The 14,544-nt window shown below is 63.6% G+C and carries 18 protein-coding genes and 1 pseudogene; 8 read left to right on the top strand and 11 right to left on the bottom strand.

What is annotated here, in order from left to right; genetic code table 11:
* Window positions 1–40 precede the first annotated feature (40 nt).
* The 7 genes from ACGYLC_RS11565 to ACGYLC_RS11535 all read right to left on the bottom strand — a co-directional run bounded on the left by ACGYLC_RS11565 (window position 41) and on the right by ACGYLC_RS11535 (window position 4,567).
* Window positions 41–1,042, bottom strand: coding sequence for a BMP family protein (locus tag ACGYLC_RS11565; protein WP_394399023.1), 1,002 nt, complete (start codon window positions 1,040–1,042; stop codon window positions 41–43).
* Window positions 1,043–1,149: 107 nt separating this feature from the next.
* Complete coding sequence (locus ACGYLC_RS11560) at window positions 1,150–1,605, bottom strand: GNAT family N-acetyltransferase (protein ID WP_394423058.1); 456 nt, start codon at window positions 1,603–1,605, stop codon at window positions 1,150–1,152.
* Window positions 1,602–2,225: a tRNA (adenosine(37)-N6)-threonylcarbamoyltransferase complex dimerization subunit type 1 TsaB gene (gene tsaB, locus ACGYLC_RS11555; protein WP_394423057.1), complete on the bottom strand. Its 624-nt coding sequence runs from the start codon at window positions 2,223–2,225 to the stop codon at window positions 1,602–1,604. Before tsaB ends, ACGYLC_RS11560 begins: the two co-directional genes overlap by 4 nt.
* The gene (locus tag ACGYLC_RS11550; RefSeq protein WP_394423056.1) at window positions 2,218–2,778 is read right to left on the bottom strand and encodes a NifU family protein; all 561 of its coding nucleotides are present in this window, start codon (window positions 2,776–2,778) and stop codon (window positions 2,218–2,220) included. The genes tsaB and ACGYLC_RS11550 overlap by 8 nt, the downstream gene beginning before the upstream one ends.
* A gap of 113 nt (window positions 2,779–2,891) precedes the next feature.
* Window positions 2,892–3,350, bottom strand: coding sequence for a universal stress protein (locus ACGYLC_RS11545; RefSeq protein ID WP_040700546.1), 459 nt, complete (start codon window positions 3,348–3,350; stop codon window positions 2,892–2,894).
* A 97-nt stretch (window positions 3,351–3,447) separates the two neighbouring features.
* Entirely contained in the window at window positions 3,448–4,326 is an 879-nt protein-coding gene (locus tag ACGYLC_RS11540; RefSeq protein ID WP_394423055.1) for a branched-chain amino acid aminotransferase, read from the bottom strand.
* Between the two features lie 10 nt (window positions 4,327–4,336).
* Window positions 4,337–4,567 carry a hypothetical protein gene (locus tag ACGYLC_RS11535; RefSeq protein ID WP_394423054.1) on the bottom strand — a complete coding sequence of 77 codons (231 nt, stop codon included), beginning with the start codon at window positions 4,565–4,567 and terminating at the stop codon, window positions 4,337–4,339.
* A gap of 132 nt (window positions 4,568–4,699) precedes the next feature.
* Here ACGYLC_RS11535 and ACGYLC_RS11530 point away from each other — a divergent pair, with 132 nt between their 5' ends.
* The gene (locus ACGYLC_RS11530; RefSeq protein ID WP_394423053.1) at window positions 4,700–5,425 is read left to right on the top strand and encodes a M48 family metallopeptidase; all 726 of its coding nucleotides are present in this window, start codon (window positions 4,700–4,702) and stop codon (window positions 5,423–5,425) included.
* A gap of 4 nt (window positions 5,426–5,429) precedes the next feature.
* Window positions 5,430–5,786: a YigZ family protein gene (locus ACGYLC_RS11525; RefSeq protein ID WP_394399014.1), complete on the top strand. Its 357-nt coding sequence runs from the start codon at window positions 5,430–5,432 to the stop codon at window positions 5,784–5,786.
* Here ACGYLC_RS11525 and ACGYLC_RS11520 read toward each other — a convergent pair.
* From ACGYLC_RS11520 to ACGYLC_RS11510, 3 genes and pseudogenes are all read right to left on the bottom strand, one after another.
* On the bottom strand, window positions 5,783–6,403 hold the full coding sequence (locus ACGYLC_RS11520) for a hemolysin III family protein (protein WP_067261538.1): 621 nt from the start codon (window positions 6,401–6,403) through the stop codon (window positions 5,783–5,785). The genes ACGYLC_RS11525 and ACGYLC_RS11520 overlap by 4 nt on opposite strands.
* 69 nt (window positions 6,404–6,472) lie before the next feature.
* On the bottom strand, window positions 6,473–6,856 hold the full coding sequence (locus ACGYLC_RS11515) for a hypothetical protein (protein WP_394423052.1): 384 nt from the start codon (window positions 6,854–6,856) through the stop codon (window positions 6,473–6,475).
* Between the two features lie 138 nt (window positions 6,857–6,994).
* Window positions 6,995–7,880, bottom strand: a pseudogene (locus ACGYLC_RS11510) (LysR family transcriptional regulator).
* 95 nt (window positions 7,881–7,975) lie between these two features.
* Here ACGYLC_RS11510 and ACGYLC_RS11505 point away from each other — a divergent pair.
* Entirely contained in the window at window positions 7,976–8,470 is a 495-nt protein-coding gene (locus ACGYLC_RS11505) for a lactoylglutathione lyase family protein (RefSeq protein WP_394399006.1), read from the top strand.
* Window positions 8,471–8,488: 18 nt separating this feature from the next.
* Here the strand turns inward: ACGYLC_RS11505 and rimO are convergent, their stop codons facing one another.
* Window positions 8,489–9,862 (bottom strand): 30S ribosomal protein S12 methylthiotransferase RimO, encoded by a 1,374-nt coding sequence (gene rimO, locus ACGYLC_RS11500; RefSeq protein WP_394423051.1) that lies wholly within the window; start codon window positions 9,860–9,862, stop codon window positions 8,489–8,491.
* A gap of 62 nt (window positions 9,863–9,924) precedes the next feature.
* Between rimO and ACGYLC_RS11495 the strand changes: the two genes are divergently transcribed.
* The 5 genes from ACGYLC_RS11495 to ACGYLC_RS11475 all read left to right on the top strand — a co-directional run bounded on the left by ACGYLC_RS11495 (window position 9,925) and on the right by ACGYLC_RS11475 (window position 14,499).
* Window positions 9,925–11,862 (top strand): AsmA family protein, encoded by a 1,938-nt coding sequence (locus ACGYLC_RS11495; RefSeq protein WP_394423050.1) that lies wholly within the window; start codon window positions 9,925–9,927, stop codon window positions 11,860–11,862.
* 95 nt (window positions 11,863–11,957) lie between these two features.
* Entirely contained in the window at window positions 11,958–13,190 is a 1,233-nt protein-coding gene (gene trpB / locus ACGYLC_RS11490) for a tryptophan synthase subunit beta (RefSeq protein ID WP_394399000.1), read from the top strand.
* A gap of 436 nt (window positions 13,191–13,626) precedes the next feature.
* Window positions 13,627–13,875 (top strand): tryptophan synthase subunit beta, encoded by a 249-nt coding sequence (locus tag ACGYLC_RS11485; RefSeq protein ID WP_394423049.1) that lies wholly within the window; start codon window positions 13,627–13,629, stop codon window positions 13,873–13,875.
* Window positions 13,876–13,926: 51 nt separating this feature from the next.
* Window positions 13,927–14,193, top strand: a complete 267-nt coding sequence (locus ACGYLC_RS11480) for a tryptophan synthase subunit beta (protein WP_394423048.1) — start codon at window positions 13,927–13,929, stop codon at window positions 14,191–14,193.
* A gap of 39 nt (window positions 14,194–14,232) precedes the next feature.
* The gene (locus tag ACGYLC_RS11475) at window positions 14,233–14,499 is read left to right on the top strand and encodes a tryptophan synthase subunit beta (RefSeq protein ID WP_394423047.1); all 267 of its coding nucleotides are present in this window, start codon (window positions 14,233–14,235) and stop codon (window positions 14,497–14,499) included.
* Window positions 14,500–14,544 lie beyond the last annotated feature (45 nt).

Here is a 14,544-nt window from a genome sequence, read left to right as displayed (position 1 = left end):
ATCGGCGCGGCCCCGAGGGTCGATTGTGGATAAATCGGGCTCAGAAGTCCAGTGCCGGGCAGCTGTCGTTCTCATAGTAGGAAACCACTTTGATCTCGCCGTCGATGATCTTCTGGCGCGCTTCGTCGACAGCGGCCTTCATCTCTTCGGTGACAAGCTCTTGGTTATGTTCGTCGATGGCAACGCCGACACCTTCTTCGGCCAAGCCGAGGGTCACGACTTCGCCGACTTCAAGGTCTTCGCCCGCCATCATCGCGTCATAGACGGCGACATCGACGCGTTTCAGCATGGAAGTCAGAACCTTGCCCGGGTGCAGGTGGTTCTGGTTGCTGTCCACGCCGATCGACAGGATGCCCTCGTCGGCAGCGGTTTGCAGCACGCCCACGCCGGTGCCGCCCGCCGCGGCATAGACCACGTCAGCGCCTTGGTTGATCTGCGCCTTGGTGATCTCGGAGCCCTTCACCGGGTCGTTCCAGGCGGCGGGGGTCGTGCCGGTCATGTTGGCGATGACGGTGGCGTCGGGGTTCGTCGCCTTGACGCCTTGGGCATAGCCGCAGCCGAAGTGACGGATGAGCGGCACGTCCATGCCACCGACGAAGCCCACGGTGTTGCTCTCAGAGGCCATCGCCGCCATGACACCGACGAGGTAGGACCCCTCATGTTCGGCAAAGCTGACCTGACGCACGTTGGGCAGGTCGAGCCAGTTCACGTCGATCACGGCGAACTTGGTGTCGGGGTAGTCGGGTGCGACGGTCGCCAGCGGATCGGCCATGGCGAAGCCCATGGTGATGATCGGGTTGGCACCGGATTCGGCGAAGCGGCGCAGAGCCTGCTCACGCTGCGCTTCGGACTGCATTTCGATCTCGGCGAATTTGCCGCCGGTTTCTTCGGCCCAGCGGGAGGCACCGTTGAAGGCCGCTTCGTTGAAGCTCTTGTCGAACTTACCGCCGAGGTCGAAGATCAGCGCCGGTTCGGCTGCCGCCGCGCCGGCGGTGAGCGCGAGGCCCGCAGCAGCGCCGAGGAATTTCGTCATGAGGGTCATTTGGTGTCTCCCGGGTTGTGGTGTCGGGCGGTCAATCAGATGCTGCCGCCACGGCGTTTGTGGATCATGTGATCAGGTATAATCTAGGGCGCAGGCGGGGGGTAGGGTCAACCGCTTTTTGAGGGCAAGCCGCCCGGATCGCCAGCGTGACCATGGGTCAAGATGCGTTGCAGGATGCAGGCATCCACGGGCGGGGCGCCGCTGCGCGCGTAATAGGCACGGCGGGTGGCGATTTGGGCAAAGCCTTGATCCGCATAGAGCCCGCGGGCGGGCAGATTGTCGGCGGCGACTTCGAGAAAGGCGCTTTCGCAGTCGGCGGGCAGGGCGGCCAGCCAGTCGCGCAGCAGGGCCCGGCCCAGCCCCCGGCGCTGCTGCGCAGGGTCCACGGCAAGGGTCAGCAATTCGGATTCGCCCGCGATGGTGCGGGTCAGGGCAAAGCCGCCGGGGCGGGTGAAAAGGCGCACGAAGGGGCTATCGAGCAGGCTTGCGAACTCCGCCTCTTGCCACGGCCTGTCTTGGGTGAAGGCCGCAGCGTGGAGCGCGGCGAGGGCCGCCGGTGTCACGGCAGCAGCACCGGGGCGGCGTCGCGGGCGGGGGCGGCATCGGCGGGGCGCAGGTAAAGCGGCGCAGGCCGGGGCGGATTGCTGGCAAAACGGCGCGCGGCAATGCGGGCGATGGCTTCGGCGACGGGCATCGCGGGCGGCTCTCCGCCCGCGCCAATCAGCGGGCCGGTGAAGGCCGGGAAGGCTGTGGCATCATAGAGCGCAGGCGTGGAAATGGCAGGGTTGTCAAAGCCTTGCAGAAATACCTGATCGCGGCGGGCATCCACCGCACAGGCGCAGGGGCCGTCATGGCCTTCACGCAGCGCGTCGAAAGCATCGACGCCGACTGCCGGAATGCCAAGGCCAAGCGCCAGCCCCCGCGCGGCGGAGACGGCGATGCGGATGCCGGTGAAATTCCCCGGCCCCACGCCGACGCCAAGCGCGGTAAGGTCGGCATAGGCGAGCCCGGCCTCGCTCAGCAATTCCGCGCAAAGGACCATGATCCGCTCGGCCTGACCCTTGGTCATCGGCTCGGTGCGGGAGGCCAAGATCCGGTCGCCCGACAGCAAAGCGGCCGCGCAATGCGCGGCCGATGTGTCGAAGGCCAGAATCAGCGGCCCGCTTGCGCCATGCTCAGGCAACCGGGCGCACCTCTGTCACCTCGGGGATGTAGTGGCGCAACAGGTTCTCGATGCCCATTTTCAACGTCAGGGTCGAGGAGGGGCAGCCCGCGCAGGCGCCCTGCATATGCAGGTAGACAACGCCCCGTTCAAAGCCGTGGAAGGTGATGTCGCCACCGTCCTGAGCCACGGCGGGACGCACGCGGCTGTCCAGCAACTCTTTGATCTGGCCGACGATCTCACCATCTTCGCCGTCATGAGCGGCATGGCCGGAGGTTGGCTGGTGGTCGGAGGCCATGACCGGCTCACCGGACTGGAAATGCTCCATAATGGCGCCCAGCAGGGCGGGTTTCACATGGTCCCATTCCACCGCCTCTTGCTTGGTCACGGTGACGAAATCGGTGCCGAAGAACACGCCGGTTACGCCCTCGACCGCAAAAAGCCGTTGGGCCAGTGGCGACGTCGCCCCGGCTTCGGGGGAGGGGAAATCGGCGGTGCCCATCTCCAGCACGGTCTGACCCGGCAGGAACTTGAGCGTTGCGGGGTTCGGAGTGGATTCGGTCTGGATGAACATGGGGTGTACCTCGCTTTCGGCGTGGCTACTGATATGCGCCTGCGCGGGCGGCAAGTCAAGGTTTAGAACCGTTCTAAATTGCGGCGCCGATCAATGGGCGGGGGCCAGAGCGCTTAGGTGATCGCTTCGAGCCGTTCTTTGCTCAGATCGCCGGGCACGATGGTGATTGGGACGGGCAGGGCACCGGCGGAGCGCGACAATTGCGTGACGAGCGGGCCGGGGCCTTTCTTGCGGTCGCCGCTGGCGCCGAGCACCAGAACGCCGATGTCGGGGTCGTCAGAAAGTTGCTGAATGATCTCATCCGTGGGTTCGCCCTCGCGGATGATCAACTCGGGATCGACGCCCTGTTTGTCGCGCATCCATTTGGCGAAGACTTCGAAATGCACCTCGATCCGTTCGCGGGCCTCTTCGCGCATCAGGTCGCCGACGCCGATCCAATGGTTGAACTCTTCGGGCGGGATCACCGACAGGACGGCCACGCCGCCCCCCGTGCGCGCCGCGCGCAGGGCGGCGAAACGCATGGCATTCAAACATTCGGTGCTATCGTCCAACACCACTAGGAATTTCCGCATCAAACCCTCTCTCCGCACCTCCTCCCGGTGCGGTGCGATCATGGCGCGGGCGGGCGGCGCTGGCAATCGCTTTCACGCGCCGCTGCCGCCCAGGCCTTCAGCCGCGCTGACTTGCAGCCCAGTCCCAATACATTTCGCGCACCCGGCGCGTGACCGGGTTCTGGTTGTCCCCGGTGCCATATTGCGTATCGTCAAAGGCGCTGACAGGCGTGACTTTCATCATATTGCCCGACAGGAAAACCTCATCGGCGGCATGGAAGTCGTCAAAGCTGAGGACGGTCTCATGCACCTTCATCCCCGCCTCGCGCATGTTCGACATATGCCGCGCGCGGGTGATCCCGGCAAGGAAGGTGCCATTGGGGATGGGGGTGAAAACTTCGCCATCCTTGACCATGAAGACATTGGCGCTGGCGCTTTCGGCGACATTGCCCATGGCATCGGCGACCAGTGCGTTGCCAAACCCCTTGGACCGCGCCTCGACCATCATCCGGGCGTTGTTGGGGTAGAGACAGCCCGCCTTGGCGTTTACGACGTTATCCTCCAGCACCGGGCGGCGGAAGCGGGTGCGGGTGAGGGTGGTCGCGGCCTCGGGCGGGGCCATGGGGATGGCCTCTAGGCTGATGGCAAAGCCGGTGGCACCTTCGCGCGGCACGATGCCCAGCTCGTCGCCTGCCAGCGCCCAATACATGGGGCGGATATAGACCGCCTGATCGCGCGAATAGCTCTTCAGCCCCTCGCGGCACATCTCGACCATCTCGTCGGTCTCAACCGTGGGGGTGATCATCAGCGCCCGGGCCGAGCGGTTGATCCGCGCGCAATGCGCTTCAAGGTCCGGGGCGAGCCCGTCGAACAGCCGCGCCCCGTCGAAAACGGTGGTGCCCAGCCATGCCCCGTGGTCGGCGGCTTTGATGGTGGGCAGATCGCCGTCATGCCATGCGCCGTTGAAATAGGTCTTAATGTCTGTGCCGGTGGCCATGTGACGATCCTCAGGAATTGCTTCGGTAGATGCCCTCGGGCAGGTTCAGTGCCGCCGTCAGATCGCTCAGCTGCGCGGGGGACAGGGTGATCTTGGCCACACAGTCGGTTCGGGCGTCCCATTGCTCGATCGTGATCTGCCCCGCGAAGGCAGAGACGGTGACGTCCTCGCGCAGGGGGGCGTCGGATTCGTCGATCAGGGTGATGACGGTGGCGTCGAATTCATGCTCGATGGTAAACATGAGGGCACATTAGGGGTTGTGGGGCCAAGCGCAAGACCGCCGTTGCGGCGTCAAAGCTCCGTGAACGGGGGTGGCGGCGGCAGGGCGGCGTGATAGACAGGGGGCTCAAGCAAACCCGAGCGAGGAACAGCCGTGAAATTGTTGAATGCCCTTGGCGCATTTGCCGTCATCGCCCTGCTTTCGGCCTGTGAGGTGGCACCGATCCAAACAGGCCCGATTCCGGTCGACAGGCCGCAGACCACGGGGCAGGCAGGCCCACGGCTGAGCGCGAGCGCGGCGGCGCGGAGCTTTGTTCAGGTGGTCCGCACGCTTGAACCCGTGGCCGAACGGGAGTGTCGGAACCGGACCACGGGGATGAACTGCAATTTCAATATCGTGGTGGATGACCGCCCCGGTCAACCGGCCAACGCCTTCCAAACGCTTGACAAAAATGGCCGCCCCATCGTGGCATTCACGCTGGCGCTGATCGCTGACGCCCGTAACGAAGACGAGCTTGCCTTTGTGCTGGGCCATGAGACCGCGCATCACATCGCGGGCCATATTGAGCGCCAACAGCAGAATGCCATGGCAGGGGCGGTGATCTTTGCCGGTATCGCCACGCTGAGCGGGGGCGATGCGACTGCCGTGCGCACGGCGCAGGAGTTGGGCGCGGAGGTCGGCGCGCGCCGGTATTCCAAGGATTTCGAGCTTGAGGCCGACGCTTTGGGCACGATCATCACCGCACGGGCGGGCTATAATCCGCTGCGCGGGGCCGAGTTCTTTACCCGTATTCCCGATCCCGGCGACCGTTTCCTTGGCACGCATCCGCCCAACAGTTCGCGCATTGATATCGTGCGGCGCACCATGGCGGGGCTGTGACGGCTTGCGCAAACTGGGGCAGGTGCTGAACGACCGCGGGTCGAAATACGCGGTGTCGGGCTGCCCCGCGCGGAACCGGGCCGAGGTCGATGCCGCGTTGAAAGACCTCAAACGCGACAAATCCTATGCCAAGGCCACGCATAACACTTGGGCGGTGCTGCTCTCGGATGGGGGCGCGCTTAAGGGTGACGATGGCGAATCCGGCGCGGGCATGGTGATCGTGCGGATGTTGGAGCGCGAGGGGCTGACCGATCATCTGATCGTCGTCACCCGCTGGTACGGGGGCAAACATCTGGGCGGCGACCGGTTTCGCCATGTGCAGACCTGCGTGCGGGCCTATCTGGATGAGGTCGCAGGCTAAAGGCTGAGCGCGATGGCGGCAAAGAAACAGGCCGTGGCGACCAGCACAAAGACATGCCAGATCGCGTTTTGATAGCGCATACCGGGATGGGCATAGACCAAGGTGCCCGCGGAATAGGTCAGCCCGCCCGCGGCCACCAGCGCCAGCGCCGCCCCCGGCAGGTTGTGCCACATCGGGTAGATCAACAGGACCGAGAGCCAGCCCATACCAAGGTAGAGCGCGAGTGATCCGCGCGCATCGGTGCGCCAGAACCAGAGCTTGGCCACCGCGCCGATCACCGCCAGCGCCCAGACCACGCCAAGGATGCCATAGGCAAAGCCCGAACCGATCACCATCACCAGCGGCGTATAGGTGCCCGCAATCTTGAAATAGATCGCCGCATGATCGACCCGGCCCAGAAAGGCGCGGCTGCGGTCGAAGGGCAAAAGGTGATAGACGGCGGAGGCAGTGAAGGAGGCAAGGATGCAGCCTGCGTAGATCGCGGTGGCGGTCAACTGCCCCTCTTGCCCGGCGGCATGGATCATCAAAAGGATGCTGGCGGGAATGGCGAAGCCAAGGCTCAGCACATGCACGGTGCCGTCGGCCAAAGTCTCAGCGATGGAGGTCGGATAGCCCATGGCAGAAAGGTAGCAGCGAAACCGCCCTCTGCCATGGGTGACGAAAGGTAAAGCCCAGAGCCCGGTGGATCAGCGCGGTTTATTGCCGTCGATCCAGCGCGACATCAGGGTCTTGTCGCGAAAACACTCCTGCGGGACATCGCGGCGTTTCAAACGCGCAATGCGTTCAGCAAAGGCGACCTGTTTGGCGGAAGGATAGGCGGCAAAGGGCCCCTCCAGCGCCTGCGGTTTATGGGCGTCGATCCATTCCGAGACCGCCGCGCGATCCGCTTCGATCCCTTTGGGAAGCTCTTCGCCCGTTCGCTTGGCGAGGGACCGGGCGTATTGCATCTGCTTTTCGGTCGCGGGCATGCGGCGGTCGGCCTGTTTGGGCTGCGCGCTGTCGCTGCCACGGGGCGGGCGGCCTTGCTGCTCAAGGTCGAAGATGCCGGGAAACTGAGGTTGAAAAGACATGTGGTCATTCCTCTGCTACTGCGTTCTACATATAGAACAGAAAGGGAACATATTCAAGTCTCTCCGTAATCTCGCCCTTCCTTGGTAATATATCTAGTGGCGGGGGTGTTTTGTTCCGCAATATCTGTGATGCGTCTGCTATCGTAGCTGTTCCGCCGCCTCTGCGATCAGGTCCGCCGTCTTTACCATCCGCGCGGGCAAGAGCCGTCCGCGCCGCGAGGCGAGCCAAAGGTCATGCCAGCGCCGCTTGGGCAGAGGCAGCAGCCTGAGCCGGTCCTTGGCGGCAAAGGTTTCGACCCCGCTGCGCGGCAAAAGCGTATAGCCCACGCCCCGCGCCACCGCCGCCGGGATCTGGCCGATTTGGTTCACATAGCCGCGCAGGCGCATCCGGTCGGCCCCCGGATAGCTGTCCGGGAAATTTAGCTGGAGCAGATCGTCGGCATAGGCAAAACCATCGGGATGGGCGATGAAGCCGCGGCTTTCCAGATCGGCGAAACTTTCTATCTGTTCCAAGGCATTAACCGGCAGCACAAGGCAAAGTTCCTCGCGCCCCAGATGCCGCGCCTCGAGCCTTGCATGGGCCGGGTCATCGGCCAGCACGCCCAGATCGAAGCGGCCATCGAGCAGCCCGGCGCGGATCGTGGCTTGGGGTGCGGCTTCGAGGTGGAGGGAAAGGTCGGGCGCTTGGGCCATCCACGCCAGCAGCAGCGGCTGGAGCAGCATGGCGAAACTGCCGGAGCAGGCGATATGCACCACGCCCCGGTCGGGCAGGTCCGTCGCGATACGTTCGCGCAGGCGCTGCTCTTCTCGGCGGCGGGCAAGGCCGGTTTCGAACAGCGCTTCGCCCGCCGGGGTCAGGGTGAAACTTTTCGCGCGCGATCAGCGGCTGGCCCAACTGGTCCTCGAGCTTGCGCAGGTGCTGCGACACCCCCGGCTGGGTCATGTTGAGCCGCTGCGCCGTGCGGGTGAAATGGCCGGTCTCGCAAAGGGTGGTGAAGGTCTCAAGCCAAGTGGCGTTCAGCATGGCAAACGGTTCGTTATGATTTTGATGAGGTTTGATAATTTCACATATGGGGTGCGCTTGTCTATCTCAACCTTAGCGCAAACAGGAGACCGCATATGACCACCCCCCGTACCTTTTCTCACATCGGCCTATCCGTGCCGGACCTCGACGCCGCCGTGAAATTCTATTCCGAAGTGCTCGGCTTCTATGTCGTGATGCAGCCCACAGAAGCGGTGGAAGAAGACACCGCCATCGGCGTCATGTGCACCGATGTCTTTGGCCCCGGATGGGGATCGCTGCGCATCGCCCATCTGGCGACAGCGGATGGCATCGGGATCGAAATCTTCGAATTCCCCGGCAACTACGCCCCCGCTGAAAAGCTGGAGCACAAGCGCCACGGCACTTTCCACTTCGCCATTCAAGACCCCGATGTCGAAGGTCTGCTGGAGCGGATCATCGCGGCGGGCGGCAAGCAGCGGATGCCGGTGCGGGAGTATTTCCCGGGCGAGAAACCCTACCGCATGGTCTATGTCGAAGACCCCTTCGGCATCGTCTTCGAGCTTTACAGCCACAGCTATGAGTTGACCTATTCGGCGGGCGCTTACGCCTGATACCAGCCCTTGGGGGCGTCAGGTGATCTGACGTCCCCAAAGGTCATATTCGCCGGCCTCTTCGACTTCGACAGTGACGATGTCGCCGATTTTGAGGTTCTGAAAATCCTCGTCGATGAAAAGGTTGCCGTCGATCTCGGGCGCGTCGGATTTGGTGCGGCAGGTGGCGGCGTCTTCGTCGATCTCATCCACGATCACGTCGAGGTGTTTGCCGACCTTGGCGGCGAGCTTGGCCTCTGAAATCGCCTGCGCCTTTTCCATGAAACGCTCCCAACGGTCCTGTTTAATCTCGGGCGCCACATGATCCGGCAGCGCGTTCGACCGCGCGCCTTCGACGTTTTCGTATTGGAAGCATCCGACCCGGTCGAGCTGCGCCTCGTCGAGCCAATCGAGCAGGGTCTGGAACTCCGCCTCGGTCTCACCCGGGTAGCCGACGATGAAGGTCGAGCGCAGGGTGATGTCGGGGCAGATGTCGCGCCATGCGGCGATCTCGTCCAGCGTCTTCGACGCCGCTGCGGGGCGGGCCATGCGTTTCAGCACATCGGGATGCGCGTGTTGGAAGGGGATGTCGAGATAGGGCAGCACCAGACCCTCGGCCATCAGCGGGATCAGCTTTCGCACATGCGGGTAGGGGTAAACGTAGTGCAGCCGCACCCATGCACCGAGCGAGCCAAGATCACGGGCCAGATCGGTGATATGGGCACGGTGGCCGCGGTCTTCGGCATGTTTGATGTCGACCCCGTAGGCGGAGGTGTCTTGGCTGATGACCAAGAGTTCCCTCACGCCATTGTCGACCAGCCGCTCGGCCTCGCGCAGCACCGCATGGGCGGGGCGCGATTGTAGGCGGCCCCGCATGTCGGGGATGATGCAGAACTTGCACTTGTGGTTACAGCCCTCGGAAATCTTGAGGTAGCTGTAGTGCCGCGGGGTGAGGGAGACCTGCTGCGCGGGCAGAAGGTCGATGAAGGGATCGGGGCTGGGCGGCACCGCGCCATGCACCGCGTCGAGCACCTGTTCGTATTGATGCGGGCCCGTGACGGCGAGGATCTTGGGATGATGTTCGCGGATGTAGTCAGGCTCGGCCCCGAGGCAGCCAGTGACGATCACCTTGCCGTTTTCCGTGAGCGCCTCGCCGATGGCATCGAGGCTTTCGGCCTTGGCACTGTCGAGAAAGCCGCAGGTGTTCACGATCACCGCATCCGCGCCCGCGTAATCGGGCGAGACGCCATAGCCCTCGGCGCGAAGCCGGGTCAGGATGCGTTCGGAATCGACCAATGCCTTGGGACAACCGAGGCTGACCATGCCGATGGTCGGCTGGCCGGGGCGGGCGGGATCGCTGATCTTCGCCTGCGGGGCGAGGTCGGGGCGCAGATTGGGTGGGTTTGTGCTCATGGCTTGGGCTATAAGGCAAGCGGATGAGCGGGGAAAGAGCCGCCAGGCAGGAGGAGAGAGCCATGAGATGGATTATACGGGTCATCGGCGCGCTGTTGCTGATCGTCGTGATCATGCTGGGGGCGTTGTTCCTGCTGCCCGCAGAGCGGATCGCGCGGATCGCCAGCGATCAACTCAGCCGGATGACTGGGCGCGAAGTGTCGATCACCGGGGATGTGGGCGTGACGCTCTGGCCGGTGCTGGGGGTGACCGCGGGCGGGCTTAAGGTTGGCAATGCCGATTGGACCGACAAGGGCGCGCTGCTGACGGCGGCCAATGCGGCGATCGGGGTGGATGCGGGCGCGCTTTTGCGTGGTGAGATACGCATCACCAATATCGCAGCGCAAAGCCCGGTGATCCGGTTGGAGCAGCGTCTTGATGGGCGCGCAAGCTGGCAGTTCACCGACAGTGCCAGCGGCGCGCGGATCGAGACCGAGAGCGCGCCGAGCGCAAGCCGCCGTCCGCTCAGCATCCAGAAGCTGACGGTGACCGATGCCACGCTGATCTATGACGCCGAAGGGGCGGACCTGCTGCGTTATGATGGTGTCGATCTGGCGCTGGACTGGCCCGAGCGGGGCGGGGCGGCGAAGATCACCGCCAGCATGGCGCCAGCGGGCGAGCCGGTTAAGCTTGCCGCGCGGATCGAAGGTTTTGCGGATTTTCTGGAGGGCGGCGTGCAGCCGCTGCGGGCGGAGCTTGCGACGGGCGGAGGCGAAGCGTCATTCGACGGGCGCGGATCGCTCAATGGGGCGCTGGCGGGGGATATCCGGATCGACAGCCCCGATACGGCGCGCTTTCTGGCGTCGCTCGGCACGGGCGCAGTCGCGCTGCCGCGCGGTTTGGGTCGGTCGGTCGATCTGCGCTCTGGGCTGACCCTGACGGCGGATCGGCGTCTGTCGCTGAGCAATATCGCGGCGGATTTGGGCGGCAACAGCCTGACCGGGCAGGCCGATCTGGCCCTGAACGGCACGCCCCGGATCACCGCGAACCTGCGCACCGGGGCGCTGGACCTCTCGGCCTTGTCCGAGGAAACGGCAGAGACGGACGGCAGCGGCAACCCGGGCGCGGCGAAAACAGAGGGCTGGTCACGGCAAGAGATCAACGCCGATTGGCTCGCGGCTTTTGACGGGAACATCGCCCTGAGCGCGGAAAGCATCAATCTGGGGCAGTTCGACCTTGGCCCCACCCGCGCTGTGCTGCGCAATGAGCGTTCGCGGATGGTCTTTGATCTGAGGGACATGAACGTCTATGGCGGCAAGGTCGCGGGGGAGTTCGTGATGAACAACCGCGGTAGCCTGTCGGTGGGCGGCAGGCTGCAAGCGCAGAACGTGCAGATGCGCGACCTGCTGGAGGATACCGCCGGGGTGACGCGCTTTACCGGGGCGGGCGATGCGGACCTGTCGTTCCTCGGGGTGGGGCAGTCGATCGACGCGATTATGCGCTCGCTCAGCGGCTCCGGCGCGCTGACCATGGGCCGCGGCACGATTGCGGGGATCGACTTGGACGCGCTGCTCGGCTCCGTCGATGCCGAAGGTGGCAGCACGGTGTTCGATTCCGTGGAAGCGACATTCGACATCGCCAAGGGCGTCTTGCGCAACGACGATCTGTCGATGCTGCTGCCGAATTTCAACGCGACGGGGGCAGGGCAGGTCGATCTGGGGGCGCAGACGCTCGACTATACGGTCACGCCTAAGGCGCTGCGCGTCAATGCGTCGCGCGGGGGGCTGGCGGTGCCGGTTCGGATCAGGGGGCCATGGGCCGACCCTGAGATCAAGGCCGACCTGCGTGCCGCGATCGACCTGAACTTTGCCGAAGAAAAGCAGCAGGCCGAGGATGTCCTGCGCCAGAAGATACAGGAAGAATTGAACATCGCGCCCGACGACACCCGCTCGACCGAGGATATCGTGAAGGATGAGTTGGAGAATGCGGTCAGACGCGAGTTGTTCAAACTGTTCGACTAGCCGCCTCACGCCGCCCGCCTCCGCCTGCCGAAACTCATGGTGGCGCAGGCGGGCGGGCTGCGGTAAGGCTGACGCGACATTCTAGGAGAGGCGCAATGGCCAACGATCTTTTCAACAGCTTCATGACCGGCCCCGACGAACAGGGTCGTTTCGGCGATTTCGGCGGGCGCTTTGTCTCGGAAACGCTGATGCCGCTCATTCTTGAGCTGGAAGAGCAATATGAGAAGGCCAAGACCGACGACAGTTTCTGGGCCGAGATGCACGACCTCTGGACTCATTACGTTGGTCGCCCCAGCCCGCTTTATCACGCCGAACGGCTGACCGAGCATCTGGGCGGCGCCAAGGTCTATATGAAGCGCGACGAGCTGAACCACACCGGCGCGCATAAGATCAACAACGTGCTGGGGCAGATCATCCTTGCCCGCCGGATGGGCAAGAAACGCATCATCGCCGAGACCGGCGCGGGCCAGCACGGTGTGGCCACCGCGACGGTCTGCGCCAAGTTTGGCCTGAAATGCGTGGTCTATATGGGCGCGCATGATGTTGAGCGTCAGGCTCCCAACGTCTTCCGCATGCGCCTGCTGGGCGCCGAGGTGGTGCCGGTGACCTCCGGTCGCGGCACGCTGAAGGACGCGATGAATGACGCGCTGCGCGATTGGGTGACCAATGTGCGCGACACTTTCTATTGCATCGGCACCGTGGCCGGGCCGCACCCCTATCCGGCGATGGTCCGCGATTTTCAGGCGATCATCGGCAAAGAGGTGCGCGAGCAGATGGAGGCGGCCGAGGGCCGTCTGCCCGATACGGTGATCGCCGCCATCGGCGGGGGGTCGAACGCCATGGGGCTGTTCTACCCCTTCCTTGACGACAAATCGGTGAACATCATCGGGGTCGAGGCCGGCGGCAAGGGCGTGGACGAGAAGATGGAGCATTGCGCCTCGCTTACCGGTGGGCGTCCGGGCGTGCTGCATGGCAACCGCACCTATCTGTTGCAAGACGACGACGGGCAGATCCTTGAGGGCTATTCGATCTCTGCCGGGCTCGACTATCCCGGCATCGGGCCAGAGCATTCCTGGCTGCACGACATTGGCCGGGCGCAATATGTCTCGATCACCGACCGCGAGGCGCTGGAGGCGTTCCAACTGTGCTGCGCGCTCGAAGGGATCATCCCGGCGCTTGAGCCGAGCCACGCGCTGGCCCATGTGCTGAAGATCGCGCCGGAACTGCCGAAGGACCACCTGCTGGTGATGAACATGTGTGGCCGGGGCGACAAGGACATCTTCACCGTCGCCCGCGCATTGGACTTCGATATGGGTGAATTCGCCTAAATCCCCCATCCGAATCCGAGCCGAGTTTGACGGGTCCGCGTGAAAACGCGGGCCCGTCTTTATATGCGGCGCTGCGCGGTAGGTGATTTGCACATAAACTTTGGGCAGGGGGCGAAGTTCTTTGCCGAAAAAGCGCGAAAAAACTTTCATAGCGCGAAAAGACCGGCTAGCCTTTGGTTGCAGCCCGCGCGCCCGCCCGCGAAACACCGTTTCGCCCTTACAGGCTTGACGCTAAGGCAATCCACCCCCGTTTTTGGCACCCGATCGGCACCGTAAACGAAAGTTTATGGTGCTCCTTCAGGGGTTTAGATCGGACGATTTAAACCCGGGGCAGATAGCCAATCCCCCCTCGAATGCCCTTTTCCCTGTCATCCCAACAACGCCGCGTCACCGATGAACGGCTCGAAACCCAACCCGGGACTGAAAGGAACACGACATGAAAAACGCATTCGCAACCGCTGCACTGATCCTTGCCACAGCAGGCACCGCCGCTTTCGCGCAGGGCATGGAAGGCCAGCAAGTCGGCTATTCCGCAGATAACGCAGATGCCGCCTATTCGACACGCAACGTCACTTCCGACGCTCTGAGCTTTGACGACCTGCGCGCCGAGACACCTGCCGAGGCAACAGCAACCGTCTTCGTCACCACGCAAGACGCACAGAAAGATGGCCGTTTCGTCCGCTAATCGCGGGCCACGGCTCCTCCCCCCTAACTTTCTCCCCGAAAGGCTAAAACGATGAAAAAGACACTCGCAACAACCGCACTGATCCTCGCTACCGCAGGCACCGCTGCTTTCGCTCAGGGCATGGAAGGCCAGCGCATCGGCTACAACGACAAGACCGACAACGGCGTTTCCTACTCCAGCCGCAGCGAAGCCGTGGATGAGACCAAGCTGAAAATTTTCAAAGACGGTATCCTGCGCGCCGAAGACCTCTCGGACGTGACCATCACCGTCTTCCCGACCGCGCAGAGCGACGCGTCGGTCAACCGTTTCCCGCGCTGATCACTGCGCGACCCTGACTTTCCCCCGAAAGGACACGACATGAAAAAGACACTCGCAACCACCGCCCTGATCCTTGCCACCGCAGGCTCCGCCGTTTTCGCACAGGGCATGGAAGGCCAGAAAATCGGCTATAACGACAAAGCTGACGCAGGCGTTTCCTACTCCAGCCGCAACGACGCGGTCGACAATGTGAAGTTGGACATCTTCAACAGCGGCACCTTCCGCGCAGAGGATACATCCGATGTGACCGTCACTGTTTTCCCCGCCGCGCAAGACGCCGAGAAGATGAACCGTTTCCCGCGCTAAGACCGGCCTGATGCCTGCTAAGGCATTGCGACAAAACAGTCTTCC

It is taken from the genome of Sulfitobacter sp. 1A12157 (assembly GCF_043557345.1).
Taxonomy (GTDB): Bacteria; Pseudomonadota; Alphaproteobacteria; order Rhodobacterales; family Rhodobacteraceae; genus Sulfitobacter.
The sequence above is the reverse complement of the archived record's forward strand: the minus strand, read 5'-3'. Positions and strand labels throughout refer to the sequence as shown.

What these genes read in the sequence shown, in the direction of transcription:
- trpB (WP_394399000.1), top strand. Translation starts at nt 11,958, where the DNA reads ATGGCCAACGATCTTTTCAACAGCTTCATGACCGGCCCCGACGAACAG.
- ACGYLC_RS11535 (WP_394423054.1), bottom strand. Translation starts at nt 4,567, where the DNA reads ATGTTTACCATCGAGCATGAATTCGACGCCACCGTCATCACCCTGATC.
- rimO (WP_394423051.1), bottom strand. Translation starts at nt 9,862, where the DNA reads ATGAGCACAAACCCACCCAATCTGCGCCCCGACCTCGCCCCGCAGGCG.
- ACGYLC_RS11495 (WP_394423050.1), top strand. Translation starts at nt 9,925, where the DNA reads ATGAGATGGATTATACGGGTCATCGGCGCGCTGTTGCTGATCGTCGTG.
- ACGYLC_RS11485 (WP_394423049.1), top strand. Translation starts at nt 13,627, where the DNA reads ATGAAAAACGCATTCGCAACCGCTGCACTGATCCTTGCCACAGCAGGC.
- ACGYLC_RS11515 (WP_394423052.1), bottom strand. Translation starts at nt 6,856, where the DNA reads ATGTCTTTTCAACCTCAGTTTCCCGGCATCTTCGACCTTGAGCAGCAA.
- ACGYLC_RS11520 (WP_067261538.1), bottom strand. Translation starts at nt 6,403, where the DNA reads ATGGGCTATCCGACCTCCATCGCTGAGACTTTGGCCGACGGCACCGTG.
- ACGYLC_RS11545 (WP_040700546.1), bottom strand. Translation starts at nt 3,350, where the DNA reads ATGCGGAAATTCCTAGTGGTGTTGGACGATAGCACCGAATGTTTGAAT.
- ACGYLC_RS11475 (WP_394423047.1), top strand. Translation starts at nt 14,233, where the DNA reads ATGAAAAAGACACTCGCAACCACCGCCCTGATCCTTGCCACCGCAGGC.
- ACGYLC_RS11480 (WP_394423048.1), top strand. Translation starts at nt 13,927, where the DNA reads ATGAAAAAGACACTCGCAACAACCGCACTGATCCTCGCTACCGCAGGC.
- ACGYLC_RS11565 (WP_394399023.1), bottom strand. Translation starts at nt 1,042, where the DNA reads ATGACCCTCATGACGAAATTCCTCGGCGCTGCTGCGGGCCTCGCGCTC.
- ACGYLC_RS11505 (WP_394399006.1), top strand. Translation starts at nt 7,976, where the DNA reads ATGACCACCCCCCGTACCTTTTCTCACATCGGCCTATCCGTGCCGGAC.
- ACGYLC_RS11540 (WP_394423055.1), bottom strand. Translation starts at nt 4,326, where the DNA reads ATGGCCACCGGCACAGACATTAAGACCTATTTCAACGGCGCATGGCAT.
- ACGYLC_RS11550 (WP_394423056.1), bottom strand. Translation starts at nt 2,778, where the DNA reads ATGTTCATCCAGACCGAATCCACTCCGAACCCCGCAACGCTCAAGTTC.